The sequence below is a fragment of the Parafilimonas sp. genome (assembly GCF_047606085.1).
Lineage (GTDB): Bacteria > Bacteroidota > Bacteroidia > Chitinophagales > Chitinophagaceae > Parafilimonas.
The window spans coordinates 1-24,031 of record NZ_JASGEX010000120.1 but is presented as its reverse complement, the minus strand read 5'-3'; the positions used below and the strand labels follow the sequence as shown (position 1 = coordinate 24,031).

At 43.1% G+C, this 24,031-nt stretch carries 17 protein-coding genes; 15 read left to right on the top strand and 2 right to left on the bottom strand.

From position 1 onward, the window contains the following. The 8 genes from QM629_RS10495 (at window position 1) to QM629_RS10460 (ending at window position 10,201) form a co-directional block, all read left to right on the top strand. Entirely contained in the window at window positions 1-1,500 is a 1,500-nt protein-coding gene (locus QM629_RS10495; RefSeq protein WP_415159820.1) for a RagB/SusD family nutrient uptake outer membrane protein, read from the top strand. A gap of 358 nt (window positions 1,501-1,858) precedes the next feature. Next, window positions 1,859-3,298 carry a glycoside hydrolase family 140 protein gene (locus QM629_RS10490; RefSeq protein WP_415159819.1) on the top strand — a complete coding sequence of 480 codons (1,440 nt, stop codon included), beginning with the start codon at window positions 1,859-1,861 and terminating at the stop codon, window positions 3,296-3,298. A gap of 286 nt (window positions 3,299-3,584) precedes the next feature. Further along, window positions 3,585-4,601: a ligase-associated DNA damage response exonuclease gene (locus QM629_RS10485; RefSeq protein ID WP_415159818.1), complete on the top strand. Its 1,017-nt coding sequence runs from the start codon at window positions 3,585-3,587 to the stop codon at window positions 4,599-4,601. A 321-nt stretch (window positions 4,602-4,922) separates the two neighbouring features. Next, a complete protein-coding gene (locus QM629_RS10480) occupies window positions 4,923-6,539 on the top strand; it encodes an ATP-dependent DNA ligase (RefSeq protein WP_415159817.1) in 1,617 nt (538 codons plus the stop codon). Between the two features lie 62 nt (window positions 6,540-6,601). Next, window positions 6,602-7,753, top strand: coding sequence for an acyl-CoA dehydrogenase (locus tag QM629_RS10475; RefSeq protein WP_415159816.1), 1,152 nt, complete (start codon window positions 6,602-6,604; stop codon window positions 7,751-7,753). 368 nt (window positions 7,754-8,121) lie between these two features. Further along, on the top strand, window positions 8,122-8,889 hold the full coding sequence (locus tag QM629_RS10470; protein ID WP_415159815.1) for an exonuclease domain-containing protein: 768 nt from the start codon (window positions 8,122-8,124) through the stop codon (window positions 8,887-8,889). Between the two features lie 84 nt (window positions 8,890-8,973). Beyond that, entirely contained in the window at window positions 8,974-9,774 is an 801-nt protein-coding gene (locus tag QM629_RS10465) for a polyprenol monophosphomannose synthase (protein WP_415159814.1), read from the top strand. 160 nt (window positions 9,775-9,934) lie between these two features. Then, window positions 9,935-10,201, top strand: coding sequence for a hypothetical protein (locus QM629_RS10460; RefSeq protein WP_415159813.1), 267 nt, complete (start codon window positions 9,935-9,937; stop codon window positions 10,199-10,201). 120 nt (window positions 10,202-10,321) lie between these two features. Here QM629_RS10460 and QM629_RS10455 read toward each other — a convergent pair whose 3' ends face one another. Continuing rightward, complete coding sequence (locus QM629_RS10455; protein WP_415159812.1) at window positions 10,322-11,869, bottom strand: response regulator; 1,548 nt, start codon at window positions 11,867-11,869, stop codon at window positions 10,322-10,324. 156 nt (window positions 11,870-12,025) lie between these two features. Here QM629_RS10455 and QM629_RS10450 point away from each other — a divergent pair, with 156 nt between their 5' ends. The 5 genes from QM629_RS10450 to QM629_RS10430 all read left to right on the top strand — a co-directional run bounded on the left by QM629_RS10450 (window position 12,026) and on the right by QM629_RS10430 (window position 17,428). Continuing rightward, the gene (locus QM629_RS10450; protein WP_415159811.1) at window positions 12,026-13,228 is read left to right on the top strand and encodes an HD domain-containing protein; all 1,203 of its coding nucleotides are present in this window, start codon (window positions 12,026-12,028) and stop codon (window positions 13,226-13,228) included. Window positions 13,229-13,279: 51 nt separating this feature from the next. After that, window positions 13,280-14,332 (top strand): UDP-3-O-(3-hydroxymyristoyl)glucosamine N-acyltransferase, encoded by a 1,053-nt coding sequence (gene lpxD, locus QM629_RS10445; protein ID WP_415159810.1) that lies wholly within the window; start codon window positions 13,280-13,282, stop codon window positions 14,330-14,332. Window positions 14,333-14,445: 113 nt separating this feature from the next. Then, a complete protein-coding gene (locus QM629_RS10440; protein WP_415159809.1) occupies window positions 14,446-15,852 on the top strand; it encodes a bifunctional UDP-3-O-[3-hydroxymyristoyl] N-acetylglucosamine deacetylase/3-hydroxyacyl-ACP dehydratase in 1,407 nt (468 codons plus the stop codon). 86 nt (window positions 15,853-15,938) lie between these two features. Next, on the top strand, window positions 15,939-16,736 hold the full coding sequence (gene lpxA, locus QM629_RS10435; protein ID WP_415159808.1) for an acyl-ACP--UDP-N-acetylglucosamine O-acyltransferase: 798 nt from the start codon (window positions 15,939-15,941) through the stop codon (window positions 16,734-16,736). Window positions 16,737-16,789: 53 nt separating this feature from the next. Further along, window positions 16,790-17,428 carry an ABC transporter ATP-binding protein gene (locus QM629_RS10430; protein WP_415159807.1) on the top strand — a complete coding sequence of 213 codons (639 nt, stop codon included), beginning with the start codon at window positions 16,790-16,792 and terminating at the stop codon, window positions 17,426-17,428. A gap of 31 nt (window positions 17,429-17,459) precedes the next feature. Here QM629_RS10430 and QM629_RS10425 read toward each other — a convergent pair whose 3' ends face one another. Then, a complete protein-coding gene (locus QM629_RS10425) occupies window positions 17,460-18,662 on the bottom strand; it encodes a LacI family DNA-binding transcriptional regulator (RefSeq protein WP_415159806.1) in 1,203 nt (400 codons plus the stop codon). 503 nt (window positions 18,663-19,165) lie between these two features. Between QM629_RS10425 and QM629_RS10420 the strand changes: the two genes are divergently transcribed. Both QM629_RS10420 and QM629_RS10415 read left to right on the top strand, forming a co-directional pair. Further along, window positions 19,166-22,201, top strand: coding sequence for a SusC/RagA family TonB-linked outer membrane protein (locus QM629_RS10420; RefSeq protein ID WP_415159805.1), 3,036 nt, complete (start codon window positions 19,166-19,168; stop codon window positions 22,199-22,201). 17 nt (window positions 22,202-22,218) lie between these two features. Continuing rightward, window positions 22,219-23,889: a RagB/SusD family nutrient uptake outer membrane protein gene (locus tag QM629_RS10415; RefSeq protein WP_415159804.1), complete on the top strand. Its 1,671-nt coding sequence runs from the start codon at window positions 22,219-22,221 to the stop codon at window positions 23,887-23,889. The last annotated feature ends 142 nt before the right edge of the window (window positions 23,890-24,031 follow it).

The following is a 24,031-nucleotide window of genomic DNA, read 5'->3' as shown; positions in this document are numbered from 1 at the left end:
ATGAAAAAATATTTCATGATCTGCATGGTTTGCATGATTGCTTCTTCCTGCAGTAAAAAAATTTTAGACGAAGCGCCCAAAGTGCCTACCGGTACACAGTTTTATAAAAATGCCAGCGACCTGTCACTCGCATCCACAGGATTATATGCCTTGATAAATGTTGCCTTTAACCAGATGGCCGGTTTAACAACCTGCTATGGCGGCGATGATGTAACCGTTGCCCGCGCCGGCAATAAAATCTCTTTTTCTGATTTTGATACCTTTCAGCCCAATTCATCCAACGACAGGATGACCAACTGGTGGAGCAGTTTCTATGCCACCATCAAATCCTGCAATTCCCTGATTTTAAATTATGCTAACGCCGACGCCACAGATGATGAAAAGAACCAGGCAGCAGGGCAGGCTTATTTTTTAAGGGCGCTGAGCTATTTCTTTCTTACAAGGGTGTGGGGCGAAATTCCATTGGTTACAGATAACACGGTGGATTACACCATCGCTAAATCTGAGCCTGCGGATATATATGCCCTGATAGTTTCAGATTTGCAGAATGCCGAAACCATGCTGCCCGATAGCTGGAATGGCATAGGCGTTCAGTTTCAGGATGGCGTGAATGTGGCGCCCACTGCCGGCTCAGCAAAAGCATTGCTTGCCAATGTTTACTTAACCATGGCAGGCTGGCCTTTAAAGCAAACCGATAACTATGCGCTGGCTGCTGAAAAAGCCAGGGAGGTAATAGATAACAAAGCGAAATATAATATTGATCTTTTAACTGATTTCCGCAACCTGTGGCTGAAAGAATACAAGTATAACAATGAAGCGGTTTTTGCCTGTTACTACAACCCGACCGTGCCCAATGCAGCCTGGAACCAGTGGGATATGTGCGGCCCTAATTCAACGCAATGTGGCGACGAAGGCGGCTGGGACGATTTTTTTGGCGAGATAAATTTTTACAACAACTTTCCGGCAGGCCAGCGCAAAGAAGGCACTTACCAGTCGGTTTATTTTGTAAATGGCACTGCAACCGACTGGGCGCATACCACTTTAAAGCATCCTTATTTTAATAAATACCTGGACGATGACACTTATAATGCCACCACGCATGTTGGCAACTGGGCAGGCGGCCATACCATTTTCGTGATCCGTTATGCAGAAACATTATTAACCTACGCCGAAGCAGAAGCCATGTCATCCGGCGCCGATGCAAACGCTTACGCCGCCATAAACGCCATAAGGAACAGGGCCGGATTGGCCGACCTTACACCGGGCCTTTCCCAATCGGCATTCCGCGATTCTGTAATTGCCGAAAGAGGCTGGGAGTTTGCAGGCCTTGAGCCAGCCGCACGCTGGTTTGATTTGCTGCGCACAGAAACAGTGGCCAAAGCCAATGCCAGCCGCAATGCTGCGGAAGAGCCTTTAAGCGGCGCGCCCGATGATAATGCGCACACGTTTTACTGGGCGCCAATCCCGATAAACGATGCCCAGTTGAATCCAAACCTTTAAAACCAATAAACAAGGCAGTTTTTGCATTTTTAGCAGTTAAAGAAGGCTTCTGCATTTGCGGAAGCCTTTAATAATCTTTAAATTGTTCGTCATTATTGTTTATATTTTTTTCAACATATAAGTTATTAGAAGCTGTTTGAATTTTTTTCGCACGGAGCACACAGAGCCAACAGAGGCGCTTCATTGCCCTGTTGGCCTCCTTACTCTGTGCGAAGGATCGCTAAATTTCTGTAAAGAATTAAATTTTAAACAGCTTCCCGGAAATAAACAATAAAACCGGCATTATCTGTTTAGCAGATCATCGTCAACCATATCCTGTGTGGTCTCAATAAAAGCAAAAAACAAATTATACTGCATAATGAATAAAAGAAATATCACCAGCCTCATTGCCTGTAAAAAGGCATTCCTCACTGGTATAGTTATAACCTTTTTTTTCTTTGTTTCCGCGCAGGCGCAATGGAAACATGGAAGGCTGAAAGTAACTGCTGACGGGCATTATTTACAATATGAAGACGGCACGCCTTTTTTCTGGCTGGGCGATACAGGCTGGGAACTCTTTCATCGTTTAAGTAAAGAAGAAATTGAAACCTACCTGGAAAACCGCCGGCAAAAGGGCTTCAACGTAATACAGGCCGTTGTGCTTGCCGAATTTGACGGGCTGAAAAGGCCCAACTATTATGGGGAACTGCCCTTAAAAAACCTTGATCCCGGCCAGCCCAATGAAAAATATTTTGAGCTTATAGACTGGACGCTAAAAAATGCGCTGCAAAAAAATATGTTCATCGGTTTATTGCCCACATGGGGCGATAAGGTAACGCCGGGCTGGGGAACAGGGCCTGTTATATTCGACAGCGTGAATGCATACGCTTATGGCAAATGGATGGGCAACCGGTATAAAGATTACCCGAACATCATCTGGATATTGGGCGGCGACCGTCCGGCCCTTACAGAAAAAGATAACTGGTTACCCGTCTGGCGCGCCATGGCAAAAGGCATTACTGAAGCAACCCGTCATCAATGCATTATCACCTATCACCCCTGGGGCGGCGAAAGCTCCACCTCGCAATGGATACACAATGAGCCCTGGCCCGATATAAATATGATGCAGAGCGGCCATGGCGCCGGGCATGATGTGGAGGTTTGGGAATGGATTGCAAGAGACAGGGCGCTGCAGCCCGTAAAACCCACACTGGATGCCGAGCCGAATTATGAAGACCACCCGGTAAACCCCTGGCCTAAATGGAATCCTGACAGCGGGTATTTTCGCGCTTATGATGTGCGCAAACAAATTTACCGATCCGTGTTCGCAGGCGCCTGCGGCGTTACTTACGGCCATCATGCCGTATGGCAGTTTATGAGCGCAAGGGAAGAGCTGGTGAATTATGCTGACCGCGGATGGCTGAATGCTATTGACAGGCCCGGCGCTTTCCAGGCAGGTTATTTAAAAAGGCTGATAGAATCAAGGCCCATGCTGCAGCGCATTCCCGACGAAAACCTGATTGCAGATGGGCAGGGCAGCAAAGGCAATCATATTGAAAGCTTTCATGCAGCCGGTTACAGTTATGCCATGATATATATGCCGGTGGGTAAAACAATCCGGGTGAATACAAGTGGCTTTAAACATACGATAATTGCGTGGTGGTTCAATCCCAGAGATGCATCTGTGCAAAAAGCAGGCGCATTCAATCCTTCTGAAACAATATCTTTTACATCGCCAACAACCGGGATGGAAAATGACTGGGTGCTTGTATTAGACGACAGCAGTTCCCGTTTTAAAGAACCGGCAACTGAAAAATAAATTCAGATGCAGCCGGAAATCTGTTCTTATGGGATTATAATGAGCACTAAGCTGTTTAAATTTTTTTCGCACGGAGAACACAGAGATAACGGAGGTCTGTAATTTCTCCGTTAACTCCTTTGCTCTGTGCAAAGGATCGCTGAATCCCTGTAAAGAATTAAAGGTTCAAACAGTTTCTCAGATACAAGGAGCGCAAAGCTTTCATAAAGCATACATTTAACTGAACAGGGAAAGAGAAACCAGGCAGATAGATTCCGGTAACATTTTTGTTTACATTCATGCTGCAATGCAGTTAATTGAATTTACTGATAAAGGTTTGTTTTGCCGCGCCGGCAATTTTTATATTGACCCGTGGAAGCCGGTTGATTATGCCATTATTACCCATGCGCACAGCGACCATGCCAAATGGGGCAGTAAAAACTATTTATGCCACACGCTTACCAAGCCTTTGCTGCAGGCGCGCCTGGGCGATAACCATTATGAAACGCTGGAGTGGAATGAAACCAGAACCATTAACGGCATAAAAGTTTCATTACATCCCGCAGGCCACATTATCGGTTCTTCGCAAATACGGGTTGAATACAATAGCGAGGTCTGGGTAGCCAGCGGCGATTATAAAGTGGCCAACGATGGATTAAGCGGCGCTTTTGAGCCCGTAAAATGCAATGCTTTCATCACCGAATCTACTTTTGGCCTGCCTGTTTATTGCTGGAAAGACCAGGATATTGTTTTTGAAAACATGCGCAACTGGATCCTTGCCAACAAAGCGCTCAATAAGGCCAGTATTATTATCGCCTATAGCTTAGGCAAGGCGCAGCGGATACTGAAAGCCCTGGAAGATTTTGATGAAACCATTTACATGCACGGCGCCACCTGGAATATGCACCAGGCTTTAGTGAATGCCGGTATTCTTCTTCCAAAAATAAATGCAGCGCGCGTAACGCCTGAAACGCCAAAAGAAAAACTGAAAGAAAGCATCGTAATAGCGCCGCCGGGCGCCGAAGGTTCGCCGTGGCTAAAACGGTTTAATCCCTACGCTATCGGCGTATGCAGCGGCTGGATGCAGGTTCGCGGCAATGCGCGCCGGAAAAACGTGGACGGCGCTTTTGTTTTAAGCGACCATGCCGACTGGAATGGTTTATTACAGGCTATAAAAGAAACGCAGGCGGAGAAAGTATTTGTTACGCACGGTTATCAATCGGTATTCAGCCGTTATTTGAATGAACAGGGCACTTGGAGCGCCGAAGTAAAAACAGAATATGGGCAAGATGGAGAAGAAAAGGAAACGGATGCGGCAATTTGAATAAAAAAGGGGTGAAATTCTTAATAAAAGGGTGTAAAGTATCGGAAAAAGGGTGGAATTGATCAGAAAAAAGGTCGGAAAAACCGGAAAAAAGGTATAAACAGGCTTAAAAAAGGTATAAAAAATAAGTTTTCCAGCGATTTTTTCCCGAAAAAACAGCGAAAACAAACAGTTTACCGGGAAATTTTTCAGTATTCCAGGGAAAAATTTTAGAAAACAGAGGGAAAGTAATGGCTTCGCCGCTTGAATATTTCATTTTTCCGGGGTAAAAACCGGCAATGCGCGTAAAACCACCATGGTAAAAAGGTTGATGAATACAATATGAAAGCATTTGCAAACCTTGTAAATATATTGGGCGCTTCTACCAAAACACTGGAGAAGCAGGAAGCGCTTATCAGCTATTTTTCACTGGCAGATGATAAAGATAAAGTGTGGGTGATTGCACTGTTTAGCGGAAGAAGGCCGCGGCGGCTGGTAAATTCTTCTTTATTGCCGCAATGGTGTGTGGAAATAGCGCAAATTCCGGGCTGGCTGTTTGGCGAATGTTACGGCTCGGTGGGTGATATGGCTGAAACCATTGCTTTGCTCCTGCCCGAAGCCACGGAAGAAACCAATCAGTGTTCTTTATCTTTTTACATAGAAAAACTTATTTCGCTCGAAAAGGAAAGCGAAGCCGTAAAAAAGGAATTTATTACCGGTTGCTGGCGCAGCATGCATAAAGATGAACGGTTTGTACTCAATAAACTGCTCACGGGCAATTTTCGCATTGGCATTTCTCAAAAACAAATGGTGAATGCGCTGGCAAAAACGGTAAAGCTGGAGCCATCTGTTATTGCCCACCGCATAAGTGGCAACTGGGATCCTGCAACCACTTCGTTCGATGATCTTTTAAGTGAAAATGCAAACATCATTGATTATTCAAAGCCCTATCCATTTTATTTGGCGTATGCCCTGGAAGAAAATCCTGAAACTTTAGGGGAACCGCAGGCATGGCAGGCCGAATGGAAATGGGATGGCATTCGCGGCGAGATCATTAAACGGAATAACCAGCTGTTTGTATGGAGCCGCGGCGAAGAACTGATAACGGAAAAGTTTCCCGAATATGCCATTTTGCAGCAAAAGCTGCCGGAAGGCGTGGCTTTAGATGGAGAAATTATTAGTTTAACCAATGCCGGCGCTTCCGCCAATGATTTCACCGTTTTACCCTTTGCCTTATTACAAACAAGAATCGGCAGGAAGCATGTTACCAAAAAACAATTAACGGAATCGCCGGTGGGTTTTGTGGCTTATGATGTATTAGAGTTTGAAGGTGAGGATTTTCGCAGCAGAACACTGGGAGAGCGCAGGATTATTTTGGAAAAGATGATTGCCGGTGTAAATGAACCTGTGCTGAGGCTGTCGCCCATTATCCATTTTAATAACTGGGATGAGCTGGCAGCCACACGGGCCACCAGCCGGGATATAAATGCGGAAGGTATTATGCTGAAACGCAAAACATCCATTTACCAGGTTGGCAGAAAAGCAGGCGATTGGTGGAAATGGAAGATTGATCCGCTCACCATTGATGCTGTAATGATCTATGCCCAAAAAGGCAGCGGCAGAAGAAGCACGCTTTATACCGATTATACGTTTGCCGTAAAAGATGATGATGCGCTTATTCCTTTCACCAAAGCTTATTCCGGCTTAACCGATAAAGAATTTGCCCAGGTAGATGCTTTTGTAAAAAGAAATTCACTGGAAAAATTTGGCCCGGTGCGCACCGTAAAGCCAGAACTTGTTTTTGAGATTGCCTTTGAAGGCATTGCTGCCAGCAACCGGCATAAAAGCGGCGTGGCGCTGCGCTTTCCGCGCATCAGGCGCTGGAGAAAAGATAAACCGGTATCGGAAATTAATACACTTGATGATTTGAAAAAAATGCTGGAAGCCTATGGAAAGTAATTATGAGACGCCTGAATCAACACAGCTGTTAGCTTACTTTTGCTCCGTAAAAATTTCTTCCAATGAACTTTGATTTAACTGAAGAGCATCTGATGATTCAGCAGGCTGCCCGCGATTTTGCCAATACAGAATGTTTGCCCGGCGTAATTGAGCGCGATGAAAAAATGATCTTTCCCAAAGAGCAGGTTTTAATGCTGGCCGATCTTGGGTTTATGGGCATGATGGTGAATGAAAAATATGGCGGCGCCGGCCTTGACACGCTCAGTTACGTTATTGCCATGGAAGAAATCTCAAAAGTGGATGCCAGCACTTCGGTGTGCATGAGCGTAAACAACAGCCTCGTTTGCTGGGGCCTGGAAGCCTTTGGCACAGAAGAACAGAAACAAAAATATCTCACACCTTTAGCGCAGGGCAAAAAAGACGGAACATTATATATCGGTGCATTTTTATTAAGCGAGCCGGAAGCAGGCAGCGATGCCACTTCGCAGCAAACAACAGCAGAAGATAAAGGCGATTATTATTTAATTAACGGCACAAAGAACTGGATCACCAACGGTTCAAGCGCCAGCGTGTACCTGGTTATGGCGCAAACAGACCGTTCAAAAGGTGCAAGGGGCATTAATGCATTTATAGTTGAAAAAAGCTGGCCGGGCGTAACGGTTGGCCCTAAAGAAAACAAAATGGGCATTCGCGGCAGCGATACGCATTCCATTCAGTTCAGCGATGTACAGGTGCCCAAAGAAAATCGTATTGGGGAAGATGGCTTTGGGTTTAAGTTCGCTATGCAGGTGTTGAGCGGCGGCCGCATTGGCATAGCCGCCCAGGCGCTGGGCATAGCCGCCGGCGCTTTGGAAAGAGCGGTTCAATACGCCAAAGAAAGAAGGGCCTTTGGTACACCCATTATACACCACCAGGCCATCCAGTTTAAACTGGCCGATATGGCTACCCGGGCAGAAGCAGCCCGCCTGCTGGTATATAAAGCGGCTTTGGATAAAGATGCGGGCAGGGATTACACCATAAGCTCGGCCATGGCGAAAGTATTTGCTTCAGAAACAGCTATGTGGGCGGCCACCGAAGCAGTGCAAATACACGGCGGCTATGGCTATGTAAAAGAATACCACGTAGAACGGCTGATGCGTGATGCAAAGATTACCCAGATATATGAAGGCACCAGTGAAGTACAAAGAATGGTAATAGGCAGGTCTCTGTTTTAGAAGCTTATCGCCTTTTCGTCCAGTAGTTTGGGTCATGCGAGGGACAGTTGGCGCTCCTGCTCCCAATGCAGGAGGAAAAGAGCGCTGCACATAAGCAAGCCGTCAGGATGATTAAAAAAAGTTTACGCATATAAGATATTGATTTAGCTTAAACGGATATTGAATTGCGAAAATTGTTTATAAGATTTAAAGTTGAAGTCAATATTCTGTTAACCCATACAATTTATTTGTGAAAAGATAGTACAGTCAGTTTAACGTATGGCAAAGAAACAGCTAAATTCCTGATATTTTTGGTTTCTGAATAAATAAGGCAGATTGAAGCCCATTTTTAAGAACTAATACTACTTTCGCGCAAGTAATTTTTTCCAATGAGTTTGCAGATTTTACACCCGCTTGCCATTATTGACCTTGAAACTACAGGAATAGACCTGGCAACCGATAAAATAATTGAGATAGCCATTGTAAAGCTGATGCCGGATGGCGCCATTCAGAAAAAAAGGAAACTTATCAACCCGCAGAAACCTATTCCGCAGGCTTCAAGCAATGTGCACGGTATTACAGATGAAATGGTTAAAGATGCGCCAACCTTTAAACAGGTGGCCAATGAAATAAAACAATTTCTTGCCAACTGCGACCTGGGCGGCTATAACAGTAACCGCTTTGATATTCCTATGCTGGTGGAAGAATTTTTGAGAGCCGGCCTGGAATTTTTAATGGAAGGCAGAAAATTGGTTGATGTACAGAAAATATTTCACAGTATGGAACAGCGCACTTTAAGCGCAGCCTATAAATTTTATTGCAATAAGGTGCTGGAAAATGCCCACAGCGCAGAAGCCGATGCTGAAGCCACACTGGAAATTCTGCATGCACAGGTGTTGCGTTATCCCCAGCTTGGGTTAAGCATAGAAACAATTTTAAATTGTATAGGAGAAGATGATTGCGTTGATTTTGCCCGCAGGATGGTAAAGATAGATGGCATTGAAACCTTCAATTTCGGGAAACATAAAGGCAAACCGGTTGCAGATGTTTTAAGAGTTGAACCGCAGTATTACGACTGGATGATGAAAGGAGATTTTTCGCTTCATACAAAACAAAAACTTACAGAGATATTCAACCGCACTTTCCTTAAAAAATAAATTAAGTCAATTTTGGCTTTTTATTTATCTTATTGAGGCAGAATATTGTATTTTCGAAAACTGTCTGTATAAGCTGATTTGCCTTTGGAAAAATTAATCATCATACCCACTTACAACGAAATAGAGAATATTCCGCTTATTCTAAAAGCCATATTTTCGTTGCAGCTTAATTACCATGTTTTGGTGATTGATGATAATTCTCCCGATGGCACAGCAGCCAGGGTGGAAGAATTACAGTTGTTTTACCCTCAACAGTTATTTCTGTTAAAACGCAGCGGCAAACTTGGCCTCGGCACGGCCTATATTGAGGGCTTTAAATGGGCGATAAAAAGGAAATATGAATTTATTTTTGAAATGGATGCCGATTTTTCGCACAGTCCTGCCGACCTGGAACGCTTATATGCCGCCTGCAGGAAAAATGGTTTTGACGTAGCCATAGGCAGCCGTTATGTTCCTGGCGGCAGAATTGAAAACTGGCCTTTAGACAGGCATATTTATTCAAAAGGCGGCGCTTTATATACAAGAATGATCACCTTTATGCCTGTAAAAGATCCTACTGCGGGTTTTGTTTGTTACAGAAGAAAAGTGCTGGAAACTATCAATTTCAATGAAATTAAATTTATTGGTTATGCTTTCCAGATTGAAATGAAATTTGCCGCCTGGAAACTTGGCTTTAAAATAACCGAAGTGCCCATTGTATTTATTGACCGCAAGAAAGGCGTGAGCAAAATGAGCGGCAAAATTTTAAAAGAGGGCGTTTTTGGCGTGCTCGCCATACAGATGAAAAGCTTTTTTGGCAATTACCGCAGGCGCATGAAGAAGCTGCCGCCAGTCCATAATTATATTCAACCGGCTTTTACCGAAACAGATAAATTAACGTCCTGATTGTTATCTGTTTATTAATTTAAACAAAACCTTTTCCGGTACTTTGTATTATTTTGATATTTTTGCCTTGTGAATTTGATTTAATTACTACCCCGCACTTTCTAACTCTCCCCATTAAGTTCAGCATTTATTTTTTGTAATTAAAATCTGAGGGCAGGCTATGTATTCGTATGCATTATTGGAACCGGGCTATTTTTACCTGGTTCAGGAAAAAGAAAATGAAGAATTGATTCTATTACAGGTAAAGGTGGTAAGCGACTACTGCATGTATGTGGAAAAGTACCATGAAAGCATTGTGCAGGAATGGAAGCGAAAAACCGATCCTGTTTTTGATATAGTGGAGCTGTTAAGCGATGAAAAGATGAAGGAATGGACCAATGCTTATTACAGCAACGAAGATGCTTTTTATGAAGAGGATGATGAATGAAAGCAGCCCATCCCAAACCCTTCCCAAAGGGAAGGGCTTTTTAGCCGCTGTAAAGTTTGTTTGATTTTTATTTGGGTGTTTTAAGCCCCTTCCCTTCGGGGAGGGGTTTGGGGAGAGGCTTTATTTGCTCGTCATTCTCACAAAGGGAATCAGCATTTCTTCCATGCTTACGCCGCCATGCTGAAAGGTATTTCGGTAATAATTTACGTAGTAGTTATAATTATTGGGATAGCATAAATAAGCGTTCTCCCTTGCAAAAATATAAGAAGAGTTTACGTTTGGCACCGGCAGGCCGGCCTGCCGCGGATCCCTGAACGCCAACACGTCTTTTGCCTCATAATTCAAATTGCGGCCATGCTTGTACCGCAGATTGGCCGTAGTTTGTTTATCGCCAATAACTTTACAGGGCGTATTTACGCGCACGCTGCCATGATCGGTAGCAAGCACCAGGTTAATGTTTTTATCTGCCACCTTCTTTAAGGCCTGGTGCAACGGGCTGTGCTCAAACCAGCTCCTGGTAATGCTGCGGTAACTGGTTTCATCGCCGGCGAGCTCTTTCAGCACTTCCATTTCCGTTCTTGCATGGCTTAGCATATCCACAAAATTGTAAACAACAATATTCAGGTCATTATTCAGCAGGTTGTGAATATTGCTCACCAGTTGCTGGCCGTCATTATGATGCAATACTTTTGTATAGCTGAATTTTAAATCATCTTTCTTTAAACGCTTTAGCTGCACCCTGAAAAAATCTTCTTCATATAAATTCTTGCTGCCTTCTTCATCGTCGTTTTTCCATTGTGCGGGGAAAAGCTTTTCTATTTCCACCGGCAGCAGGCCGGCAAAAATGGCATTGCGGCTGTATTGCGTGGCGGTAGGCAAAATGCTGTAAAAGGTATCTTCTTCCACTATACGGAAGCTTTCCATAAAAATGGACTGTATGGCTTTCCATTGGTCGAAGCGAAGATTATCTATCAGCACAAAAAAAGTGGTTTCCCCCTTTTTTACCTGCGGCAGAATTTTCTGTTTGAACAAAGTATGGCTCATCACAGGTGCACCTTTGCCGCCAATCCAGTTAGCATAGTTTTTACTGATGAATTTAAAGAACTCTGTATTGGCTTCCTGTTTCTGGGTTTGAAAAACTTCCTGCATTTCGGGGCTGTTGCTTTTTTCCATTTCAAGCTCCCAGTACACAAGCTTCTTGTAAATATCCATCCACTCGTTATAGTCAGGATTGCTGTTCAGCGCCATGAATAAATTGCGAAACTGCTGCTGGTAAGCCGAAGTGGTTTTTTCTGCAACCAGCCGCTTATTATCAATGATCTTTTTAAGGCAAAGCAACACCTGGTTTGGATTAACCGGCTTAATAAGATAATCGGTTATCTGGCTGCCAATAGCTTCCTCCATCAGGTTCTCGGTTTCGTTCTTGGTTATCATCACCACCGGGATATTTCTTACTTCTTTTATCTTCTGCAAAGTTTCCAGACCTGTAATGCCGGGCATCGTTTCATCCAGCAAAACAATATCCAGTGTATTATCCTTTACAAAATCAACCGCATCAAAACCATTAGTGCGGGTATGCACTTCATAACCCTTGTTCTCCAAAAACAGTTTTTGCGATTGAAGGTTTTCTATTTCATCATCTACCCAGAGTATAGTTGCTACAGCCATATAAATAATTTATGATGTATGATGTCAGATTTACAGTTTTCAATCAAAATGTTACAATCTTTGTAAACAAGTGTAGTTGTAAAATTATCTTTTTAAAACTCCGTTCTTGTACAGCTACATGTTATTAATGGCCGATTTAACAAAGCCTCAACAGTAATGCCAGCATCAAAAAGAAAGATCATCAACGATCCCATTTACGGTTTTATAACCATTGACGACCCGCTGCTTTTTGCAGTTATTGACCATCCCTGGTACCAGCGGTTAAGGCGCATTTATCAAATGGCCCTGGCGCAAATGGTATATCCCGGCGCTGTGCATTCCAGGCTGCATCATTCATTGGGCGCCTATCATTTAATTTGCCTTGCCATACATGAGCTCAGGCAGAAAGGCATTGATATTAGTTATGAAGAAGAAATGGGTGCCAAATCCGCCATATTGCTGCACGACATCGGGCACGGCCCTTTCTCCCATGCATTGGAGCATGTTCTTGTACCCGGCGTTCACCACGAAACAATCGGCTTACAGATCATGCAAAAGCTGGATAATGAACTGGATGGCAGGCTAACAACAGCAATTGACATTTTCACCAATAAATACCCCAAACAATTTTTGCATCAGCTAATAAGCGGGCAACTGGACGTGGACCGGATGGATTACTTAACCCGCGACAGCTTTTTTACCGGCGTAAGCGAAGGCGTGATTGGTTATGACCGCATTTTAAAAATGCTTGCCGTGCATGAAGGCCAGCTGATGGTGGAAGAGAAAGCTACCTACAGCGTAGAAAAATTTTTAGTGGCGCGCAGGCAAATGTACTGGCAGGTTTACCTGCATAAGACCGTGCTGGCAGCAGAAAAAATGGTGGTGAAAATTATTGAGCGGGCCAGGGAAATTTTTGACGGCAGCCTGAAGCTGAATGCCACGCTTGATTATTTTTTTGAAACCTTTTCTGAAATGAACGATGAAGCGCTTGAAAAATTCTGCCTTACAGACGATCACGATGTAATGTTTGCCATAAAGAAATGGAGCAGCCACCCGGATAAGGTGCTTTCCACCTTATGTAAAAATTTACTAAACCGCCGGCTGTATAAATGCAGGCTGCAAACCCGGGCTTTTGATGAAAATGAAATTGAAGAAAAGCGAAAACAAACAGCCGCAAAAATGAACATATCGGTGCACGAAGCCGGTTATTTTGTATTTACCGGCGAGGCGATGAACACAACTTACCGGCTGCAGGACGAACAAATAAACATTATTTCAAAAAATGGAACGGTTAAAGATATATCGCAGGTTGACGATCCGCTGATCCACAAAACTCTTTCCATGCCCGTTAAAAAATTTTACATTTGTCAATTAATTTAACGCTGCCTATTTTTATATGATGCCATATACAGGAACAATAAAATCTAATGTATGAAGATCAATGCAGAACGCATTGCCCAGTTTATAGAAGGAAAGGTAGAAGGAAACGGAAATGCTGAAGTAGCCTCCTTTGGTAAAATTGAAGAAGCCAAAGAAGGGCAGCTTGCTTTTCTTGCCAATCCCAGGTATGAAGAATTCCTGTACACCACCAAAGCTTCTGTTGTTTTATTAAACGATAATTATGAACTGAAACAACCTGTTGCCGCAACGCTCATTCGCGTGCCGGATGCTTATATCGCTTTTGCCAAACTGTTGCAGGTGTATCAGGAGTTAATGAAATCACAGTTAACCGGCATTCAGCAACCCAGTTATATTGATGGATCGGCCCAACTGGGCGAAGATGTTTTTGTAGGGGTTTTCACTTACATTGGCGCTAATGCCGTAATCGGCAACAATGTAAAATTATATCCCGGCGTGTATGTAGGAAACGATGTGAAGATTGATGACAATGCCATTCTTCATCCCGGCGTAAAAATTTATTTCGGCTGCTGCATTGGAAAAAACGTTACCATTCATGCAGGTACCGTTATTGGCGGCGACGGCTTTGGTTTTGCACCGCAGGAAGACGGAGGCTATAAAAAAGTACCGCAGATAGGCAATGTAGTTATAGAAGATAATGTTGAAATAGGCTGCAATGCAGCCATAGACCGCGCCACAGTTGGTTCCACCATCATTCATTCAGGTACCAAGCTTGACAACCTTATTCAAATCGCCCATAATGTTGAAGTAGGGTGCAACACGGTAATTGCAGCGCAGGCCGGCGTTAGTGGCAGCACCAAAATAGGCAGGAATGCCATGATAGGCGGGCAGGTAGGCATTGTAGGCCATTTGCAAATTGCCGATGGCACCAAGATAAATGCGCAAAGCGGCGTATCAAAATCAATCAAGGAAAAAAATACCGCGGTAACAGGTTCGCCGGCTTACGATTATACAAGCGCCCTGCGCAGCCAGGCTTTAACCCGCAACCTTCCACAAATGGAAAAAAGGCTTGCTGAGCTTGAAAAGCTGGTTCGGCAGCTAATGCAGGAAAAAATCAACTTTTAAGTTGATTTTATATCATCCCCATCCTCTAAAAACTAATACCCAAACCAGAAATCTTAGCTTTGCGCGCCGGCAAATATTCATATTGAAAAAACCCAGTATAAAAAATTGAAAGAATGGATGTAAATTTTAATCCAGATAAACAGCACACTTTAGCAAAAGCCATCACCATAAGCGGCACCGGTTTACATACGGGTGTTTTGGTTGACATGAAACTCAATCCAGCCCACCCGGGATTCGGCATCCAGTTTCAGCGTACAGATCTGCCGGGCGCATCAGCTATAAAAGCAGACTGTGATTTTGTAACCGATACCAGCCGCGGCACCACCCTGCAGATTGGTGAAGCCAAAGTAAGCACGATAGAACATTTACTTGCCGCCCTTACCGGCATGGGCGTTGACAATGTTTTAATTGAGCTGAATGGCCCCGAAATACCCATTATGGATGGCAGTTCCCAGCCTTTCATCGCGCATATTGAAGAAGCCGGCGTGATAGAGCAGGAAGCTGCAAAAGCATGGTACAGCATTGAGGAGAACATCTATTATTTCGATGAAGAGAAAAGAGTGGAAATGACAGCCCTGCCATCCACCAATTACCGCATCACTACATTAATAGATTTCAACAGCCCCGTATTAGGCACGCAGCATGCCGGTTTAAAAAACATGCATGATTTTAAAACGGAAATTGCACCCTGCCGCACTTTTTGTTTTTTGCATGAACTGGAAATGCTGCTGGATAACAACCTGATAAAAGGCGGCGACATTAATAATGCCATTGTTATTGTGGATAAAGTGATAGGCGATGCCGAATTAAAGCGCCTGCAAAAAGTTTTTAAAAGAGATAAAATTGAAGTTAAGAGCGAAGGCTATCTGAATAACCTGGAACTGCGTTTTCCGAATGAGCCGGCGAGGCATAAACTGCTCGATATAGTGGGCGATCTTACCCTGGTGGGCTATCCTTTAAAAGCCAATATTATTGCCAACCGGCCTGGCCACAGCAGCAACGTGGCATTTGCCAAAAAAATAAAACAATATATCCGGAAGAACAAGCATTTAAAAGATGTGCCGGTATATGATGCAGCACAACCAGCCGTTTTTGGCCTTGATTATATAGAAAAGACCTTGCCGCACCGGTTTCCTTTTTTGCTGGTTGATAAAATCATCGAGCTCACCGATACACGCATAATCGGTATTAAGAATGTAACTTTTAATGAATGGTTTTTCCAGGGGCATTTTCCCAATAATCCCGTAATGCCGGGCGTTTTGCAGATTGAAGCACTGGCGCAAACCGGCGGCATTCTTTGCATCAACGCCATGCCGGAAGGTAAATACGATACTTATTTTCTGAAAATAGATAATTGCAAATTCAAGCAAAAAGTAGTGCCTGGCGATACTATGGTACTTAAAATGGAATTAAACGGGCCTATCCGAAGGGGTATTTGCGATATGAAAGGTACTGTGTATGTGGCCGGTAAGGTAGCCACAGAGGCAAACCTTGTGGCACAGCTCGTAAAAGTTGATTAGCCAATTTAGCATTATATTAAATATGAACGGCTAACTTTGCCGCGTTTTACGTTAAAACAATCCTGCATTCATTAATGCAATATTAAATGATTCATCCGCATACGTACATTCATCCAAACGCAAAGCTTGCTGAAAACGCAAAAGTTGATCCGTTCACCGTAATTCACCAAAATGTTGAAATTGGCGCCGGTACCTGGATAGGCAGCAACGTAACTATAATGGAAGGCGTAAAAATCGGCAGCAATTGCCGCATTTTCCCCGGCGCTGTTTTAGGCGCCGTTCCGCAGGATTTAAAATACAGAGACGAAGATACCTACGTTGAAATAGGCGATAACACCACCATAAGAGAATTTGTAACCATACACCGCGGCACCAGCTATCGCTGGAAAACTACGGTTGGCAAAAACTGCCTTATCATGGCCTATAGCCATATTGCCCACGATTGTGTGGTTGGCGACAACTGCATTATGAGCAATAACAGCCAGATGGCCGGTCACGTAGTAATGGGCGATTATGCCTGGGTGGCAGGCTTTACCGCCATTCACCAGTTTGTAAAAATTGGCCAGCACGCATTTATTGCAGGCGGAAGCCTTGTGCGTAAAGATGTGCCGCCATACATAAAAGCCATAAGAAACCCGCTTAGTTACGGCGGCGTTAACAGCGTTGGCCTTAAAAGAAGAGGCTTTTCATTAGACAGAATAAATGCCATTCTCGATATATACCGCGTTATTTACAATAAAGGCCTCAATACAACAAAAGCGCTGGAATATATTGAAGAAGAAATGCCTGCCAGCGATGAACGCGACGAGATTGTAGGGTTTATACGTGAAAGCGAAAGGGGCATTATAAAAAGATATACCAAAACGGAAGCTGAAGACGAATAGTAAGTTTTTCTCTCTCCGCGGCGTGCCTCCTCCTATCTTTGTTTGCGATCAACATGAATATAAAGCTTACCCATGCAGGCAAACGTTTTAGCCGTGAGTGGATTTTTCGCAATCTCAGTTACGAATTTTTGCCCGGGATACAATATGCCATAACCGGCCCGAACGGAAGCGGCAAAAGCACTTTGCTGCAGGCCATTGCAGGTTTCTCTGTTGTAAATGAAGGCAGTATTGAATGGCTGCTGAACAGCAAAAATATACAGCCGGAAGAAACACATGCTTACATTTCCATAGCTGCACCCTATCTTGAGCTGATTGAAGAAATGACGGCAAAAGAATTCCTGCTCTTTCATATCAACTTTAAAAAATTCATACAAAACCTTTCCGCCGAAGCTATTTTAGAGGAAGCAGATTTAGCGAATGCCGCCCATAAACAAATCCGTTTTTTCAGCAGCGGTATGAAACAAAGGTTAAAACTGGCGCAGGCTTTTTTTTCTGATGTGCCGGTTGTTTTGCTGGATGAGCCCTGCACCAACCTGGACGCTTCAGGCTATGCCTTGTATTATAAATGGATTGAAAATCATAGCGCAGGAAGATTGATTATTATTTCCAGCAATGATGAGAATGAATACCGGTTCTGTAATAACAGGGTTAATATCCGGGATTATAAGATGGGGAAACCTGTGAATGCTTAGTGACGATGCTGCTTTCAGCTTCCCCGTCTGGTTACTGCGCTGTTTTTATTGAAAATATCTTTATGCCGGCTGGTTTTACAGACGATTTCCGGAGAATCAGTTTTGTGCTTAGAGACAGGTAGGCTGGTTCGCCTTTGCCGGCATCTCCCTTTAATATATCTATCAACAACTGCATTGCCTTTCTGCCCATTTCAGCTACGGGTTGTTCCACTGTCGTTAATGCAGGTTCAATAATAGCGGCAATAGGATCATTGCTAAAACCAACCACGCCCAGTTCTTCCGGTATATGAATGCCTTTGGCTTTGGCTGTAAGGATTAACTGGATAGCGGTTGGGTCGTTCACACAAAAAACAGCATCAGGTGGCTCCGGCAGGCCAAGCAAATATTTAGCGCTTTTAACAGCGTCTTGTTTGGAAAGATCACAGCTTGTGATCAATTCATCCAATATAGGAAGCTTGTATTTCTTTAAAGCGTCTTTATAGCCGTTTAAGCGGTTATGGCTTAACCGCAGGTTGGCAGGGCCGCCTATATGCGCAATGCGTTTATATCCATTCTTTATTAAATGTTCCGTTGCCTTAAATGCACCGTTGTAATCATTCACCAGCACTTTGGGCACATTCATTTCATCGCAAACCCTGTTAAAGAAAACAACCGGGATGCCATGCCGCTCAAACCGTTTATAATGATCTATATTTCTGGTTTCCTTTGACATTGAAATTAGCACACCATCTACCCTGTTTGCTATTAAAACATTGGCATTGGAAACTTCTGTGAAATATGATTCCTGCGACTGGCAAATAATAACATTATACCCTGCTGCTGATGCAATTTGCTGTGCTCCTATAATAACCGTTGGAAAAAAATAAGTAAGAAACTCAGGTACAATAATGCCTATGGTATTGGTTTTATTTTGCACCAGGCTTTTGGCAAGCAGGTTAGGCTGGTAATCCAATTCTTTTGCCATTTGCAAAACTGCCTGCCTTGTTTGTTCATTAATGTCACTATGTTCATGCAGTGCTCTTGACACAGTTGATTTGGAAACATTTAAAGCCCTGGCAATATCTGCTATAGTTGCTATATGTCTTTTATGGTTATTGTCCGGCAAATCTTCTTTACATGCATCATGTATGGTGAAATAAATATTACAGTCTTTACAGTAATACCGCTGCTTGCCCCTGAGTTTTCCTGATTTTGAAATGGCATGCACCATATTGCATTTAATACAGCGTATCATCGGCATTAATTCGTTAGACTTCTATCAAGCATTGTTTGCTAAATGCGATAAAAATAAGGATTTGCCCAACAGCCGGGCAACGATATTTTTAAGGCATACTTTAGAAGCTGTCTAAAAATAGAATTTTGAAACACCATTAAGCATGTTTGCACGTTTTAAAGGGTATGAATAAAGCACAACAAGGTCGGTCGTCATACCCGACCTGATCGGGTATCTGCGCTTAAAGTCTAAAGCAGATTCCCCCGCCGCGGCGGGGGAAAGACGTGCAAGAGCGTTTATATTTTTTAGCATCATACAAAACCTCAGAAATCATTTTTAGACAGCTTCTTAATCTTTTTAATTTTTTTATTGATAACGGCAGCTACCGGTTTCGTTTGCGGTATCGTTGCCGGTACATCCTGTTGGCGGAAACAGGCATAAAATAGCTGTTCAAATAACCCGCCTTCTATTTTTGCCCGTGTTATTCACTACTGCTTGTTAAAAACAAAAAGACGATTGCATATATGAAAACTCTACTGCTATGTAAAGCTTACTTCAGCTTAATGCTTATAATGCTGTTTCTCTTTAATATGCCGGTAAACTCTTTACAGGCACAAAATATTTTATCAAAAGTTTCCGGCAAGGTCTTGAACGATAGCAGTATTGCTTTGGAAGGTGTTACAGTTACCATTAAGAACACATCCAAAGCCACAGCTACCGATGCTTCCGGCTCGTTTACTTTAAATAATGTAAACGCCAATGCTGTTTTAAGCTTTTCTTACCAGGGTTATGAACAGCAGGAGGTAAGGCTTGAGGGTAAAACAGTAATAAATGTTCAGTTGAAAACTATTGCCAACGATCTTGGCGACGTTATAGTTGTTGGGTATGGCACACAGCAAAAAGTAAATCTGACAGGATCCGTATTATCTGTGGCCGGTGGAGATCTGGCAAAGCGGCCGGTTATGAGAGCTTCTGCAGCCCTTGAAGGATTAGCGCCAGGAGTAACTGTAAGCCAGACTTCCGGCCAGCCGGGAGCTGACGGGGGCACTATCCGGATAAGAGGTATCGGTACATTAAATGATGCCGATCCCCTGGTATTGATTGACGGCATAGAGGGCGCTTTAGATGGCGTTGATCCTAACGATATTGAGAATATTTCTGTTTTAAAAGACGCTGCATCAGCGGCAATTTATGGTTCAAGAGGAGCGAACGGTGTAATTCTTATTACTACCAAAAGAGGAAACAGTGAATCTTTAAAAGTGAACTACAATGCTTATGCCGGGTGGCAAAAATTTACCAATCTGCCGGAGTTTTCAAACGGATATACTTATATGACAGCGCTAAACCAGGCTTATACCAATGAAGGAAGAGATGTGCTTTATTCAGATGCGTATCTTCAGGAATATCTGGAAAATAAAGACACTGATCCCGATCATTATCCGGATGTTGACTGGCAAAAAACAGTGTACTTTGGTTCCGGGTTTTTGCAGCATCATTATTTAAGTGTTACAGGTGGCAGCAGGATGCTTAAAATTATGGGATCGGTTGCTTACCAGGATCAAAAGGGCGTAGTGCCTCATTACGAGTCTGAGCGTTATTCCTTTCGTTTGAATGCTGAAATGAGCGTATTAAAGAATTTACAGTTAAAAATATATTTATCAGGAAGGCATTCACCCACCTATTCACCAAATGAGTCCGGCGATACCCGCATTATATACAGGGTAAACCATACGCCGCCTATCTATCCGGCAATTCTAACCAATGGCAAATATGGCGTTGGGTGGACCGGAACCAATCCGCTGGCATTTGCAAAAGAAGGCGGTATTAACCAAACAAACTATGAGTATTTACAGAGTACCTTTCAGGTAAATTACCAGATCTTCCCTGGTGCTGATATTGGGTTAAATTTTACGCCGCAATACAATGATGCCTGGGCTAAGAATTTTGCAAAAGCGGTGGAAACTTATAGCCCGGACGGTGATGAGCCTGCTTATACAGTGCCTTCTAAAAGCAGCCTTACAGAGGAGGATTCGAGAACATGGCAGAATACCCTGCAATTGCTTTTTAAATACCATAAATCATTCCGTAAGCATAATTTAAATTTTCTCGCAGGATATGAGCAAATCAGCTATAAAAATGATTATTTCAGTGCTTACAGGGACACTTATACTTTCACAGAATACCAGGAGTTAGACGCCGGTTCAACAGAGAACTGGCAAAATTCCGGAACTGCTTCAGAATGGGCTTTGCGATCTTATTTTGGCAGGTTGAATTACGATTTCGCCGGCAAATACCTTTTCGAAGCCAATTTGCGCAGGGATGGCTCTTCCAGGTTTGCAGAAGGAAACCGTTATGGAAATTTTCCTTCTTTTTCTGCGGGTTGGAGGATTTCAGAGGAGAAATTCATGAAAAACATCGGCTGGCTTTCTAATCTTAAACTTCGGGCTTCCTGGGGGAAATTGGGAAACCAGGAAATAGGGACATATCCAACTGCTTCGGTAATTAACTTAGGCACTAATTATATTTTCGGCGGAGCAGTGGCTTCTGGCGCTTCACAGGATGACATGGCCAATAAAGACCTCTCTTGGGAGTCATCCACTACAAAAGATATTGGTATAGACATTGGGTTGTTTCAAAATAAGGTAAGCGCCGGGCTTGATTACTATATAAGAAATACAACAGATATTTTATTGGAATTACCGGTATCTTCAACCACCGGGTTAAATGCGCCGTATCAAAATGCAGGATCAGTAAAGAATACCGGGTGGGATATTCAGGTAAATTATAATGACAATATTGGAAAACTGCATTATAACATAGGCTTTAATTTATCAGACGTTAAAAATGAAGTAACAGATCTTAAGGGCACCGGCCCTTATATCAGCAGTTATTCAATTGTACAGGAAGGATTACCCATAAACTCTTTATATGGATACAAAGCAATCGGGCTTTTTCAAAGCGAAGACGAAGTAACCGCATCTCCTGTGCAGTTTGGGGTAAATGCCCCTGGTGATATAAAATATGAAGACGTTAATGGAGATGATGTAATCAATTCAGACGACAGGCAGTTGCTTGGAAATCAGATTCCCCGTTATACTTATGGACTAAACCTTATGCTCAATTATAAAGGATTTGATCTTTATCTTTTGGTACAGGGTATAGGAAAAAGAAGTGTTTTGCTTTATAACGATGCTGTATGGGCCTTTTATAACTCGGGGCCTATCCAGAAATGGCAATTGGATTACTGGACAGCAGATAATCCAGACGCCAAATATCCCCGTCTTATAGCGGAAAGCAGCGGCAATAATTTCCAGTACTCAAGCTGGTGGGTATATAATGCAGCCTATGCCAGGCTTAAGAATCTGCAAATTGGTTACTCCCTTCCAAAATCGTGGGTAACAAAACATTCTTTTTCAAAAATCAGGGTTTATCTGGCAGGCGATAACCTGCTAACGCTTAACCACATGCCTAAAGGCTGGGACCCGGAGCGAAGCAGCGGAGATGCTACTTATTATCCCATTAGCAGCACTTACACTTTTGGCATAGACATTACCTTCTAATATCAAATCTGCATAAAATGAAATCACGTCATTTAATTTTTATATTCCTTATATCTGTTTTGTTTGCCTGTAACAAGGATCTTTTAAGTAAGCTTCCTTTGGATTCTCCCTCTGATGAAAGTTTTTTCTCCACCCAGGAAGAGCTTGATTTAGCTATAAACGGTGCTTATACCACACTTTGGTGGGAAAGTGGAAATATGCCCTACTATCTGTACCTGGATGCAACTACAGATATTGCCTGGTCTCGCGGAGATTATGCAAATGTGCAAACCGTACAATCCGGGCAATTCACCACATCTGCAAGTATATTCAGCTCTACATGGGAACACTGGTATAACGGTATCTCCATGTGCAACAATATTCTTGAAAATATGTACCGTGCCGAAGATGTGGTAGAAGCAGATTACTATAATCAAATCAGGGGGCAGGCTTTGTTTTTACGAAGCTTTTGCTACTTCTATCTGATAGAATTATACGGAGGTGTTCCCTGGGTTACAACAATGTTATCATTAGACAGTTCAGATCTCCCACGAACTGCTAAAGAAGAAATTGTGCAACATTTGTATGACGACCTGGATACGGCTACTTTATACCTGCCTTCAAGCTGGAGCGGGTCTGACGAAGGCCGGGCAACAAAAGGTGCGGCGCTCACGCTAAAAGCCCGGCTGGCGCTTGATGAAAGTGATTATGAAACAGCCGCTGCTTCCGCAAAAGCGGTTATAGACCTGGGCATTTATAGCATATATTCCAGCTATGAAGATTTGTTTCATTATGCGGGGGAAAGCGCCAGCGAAATCATCTTGCCGCTCCCATATCTCACGGGAGTAAAAACAAACAATATTCCACAGATAGAAGGCCCGAGAAATGCTCCCGGATACAGTATATTGGTGCCGACGCAGATGCTGGTGGATATGTATGAATGCACGGATGGCAAACCTATAGATGAATCTTCACTTTATGATCCTCTGAATCCTTTTGAAAACAGGGATCCGAGGCTCGATCAGTCAATTATAAGGCCGGGCGTATGGTTTAATAATTATCTCTTTATGACGCATCCTGATAGCACTAAGACATATTATGCAAACGGAACAGACACAACAAGGGTAGAAAACCTGGAAGTGACGAATGCCTATGCAACTTTTACGGGATACCTGTGGCTTAAGTATTTAGACGAATCAGATCTTCCTGATAATGTAACTACCTCTGAAAAGAGCGTTATACTGATGCGCTATGCAGAAGTATTGCTTACTTATGCAGAGGCTAAAATAGAGTTAGACGAAATAGATGCGGGTGTAATTGACGCAATCAATGAGGTAAGAACAAGAGCAAGCGTTAATATGCCTTCTGTAAGCATTTCCATGTCGCAGGACGAGCTTCGTGATGTGGTGAGATATGAGCGCACGGTTGAATTGGCAAATGAAGGGTTCCGCCTGTTTGATATAAGAAGATGGGAATATGCAGAACATATCATGCCCGGAAATGTATATGGAAGAAGAAAAGAAGCCTACTGGTATGATGCCATCACCCCTGATATTAGCCAATATGGAGAACCGGTATATAGTAATGGAGATGAAATATTTAATATTATCAGCACAAACACATTTGATGCAAGCAAAAACTACCTGTGGCCAATACCTCAGGAAGAAATGGATGTAAATGAAAATATGGAGCAAAATCCAGGGTATTAGTTTTTCAGCGCCCCCCTTTATTAGTTCTCGAAAAACCACCGCCTTTGGCGGTGGTTATGTACTCGTGGCTATGCCGTATGTTTAAATTTGCTGCATGAGCAAGTATAAGAAGCAATCTCATGTAGTGTATAAGTGCGATTAT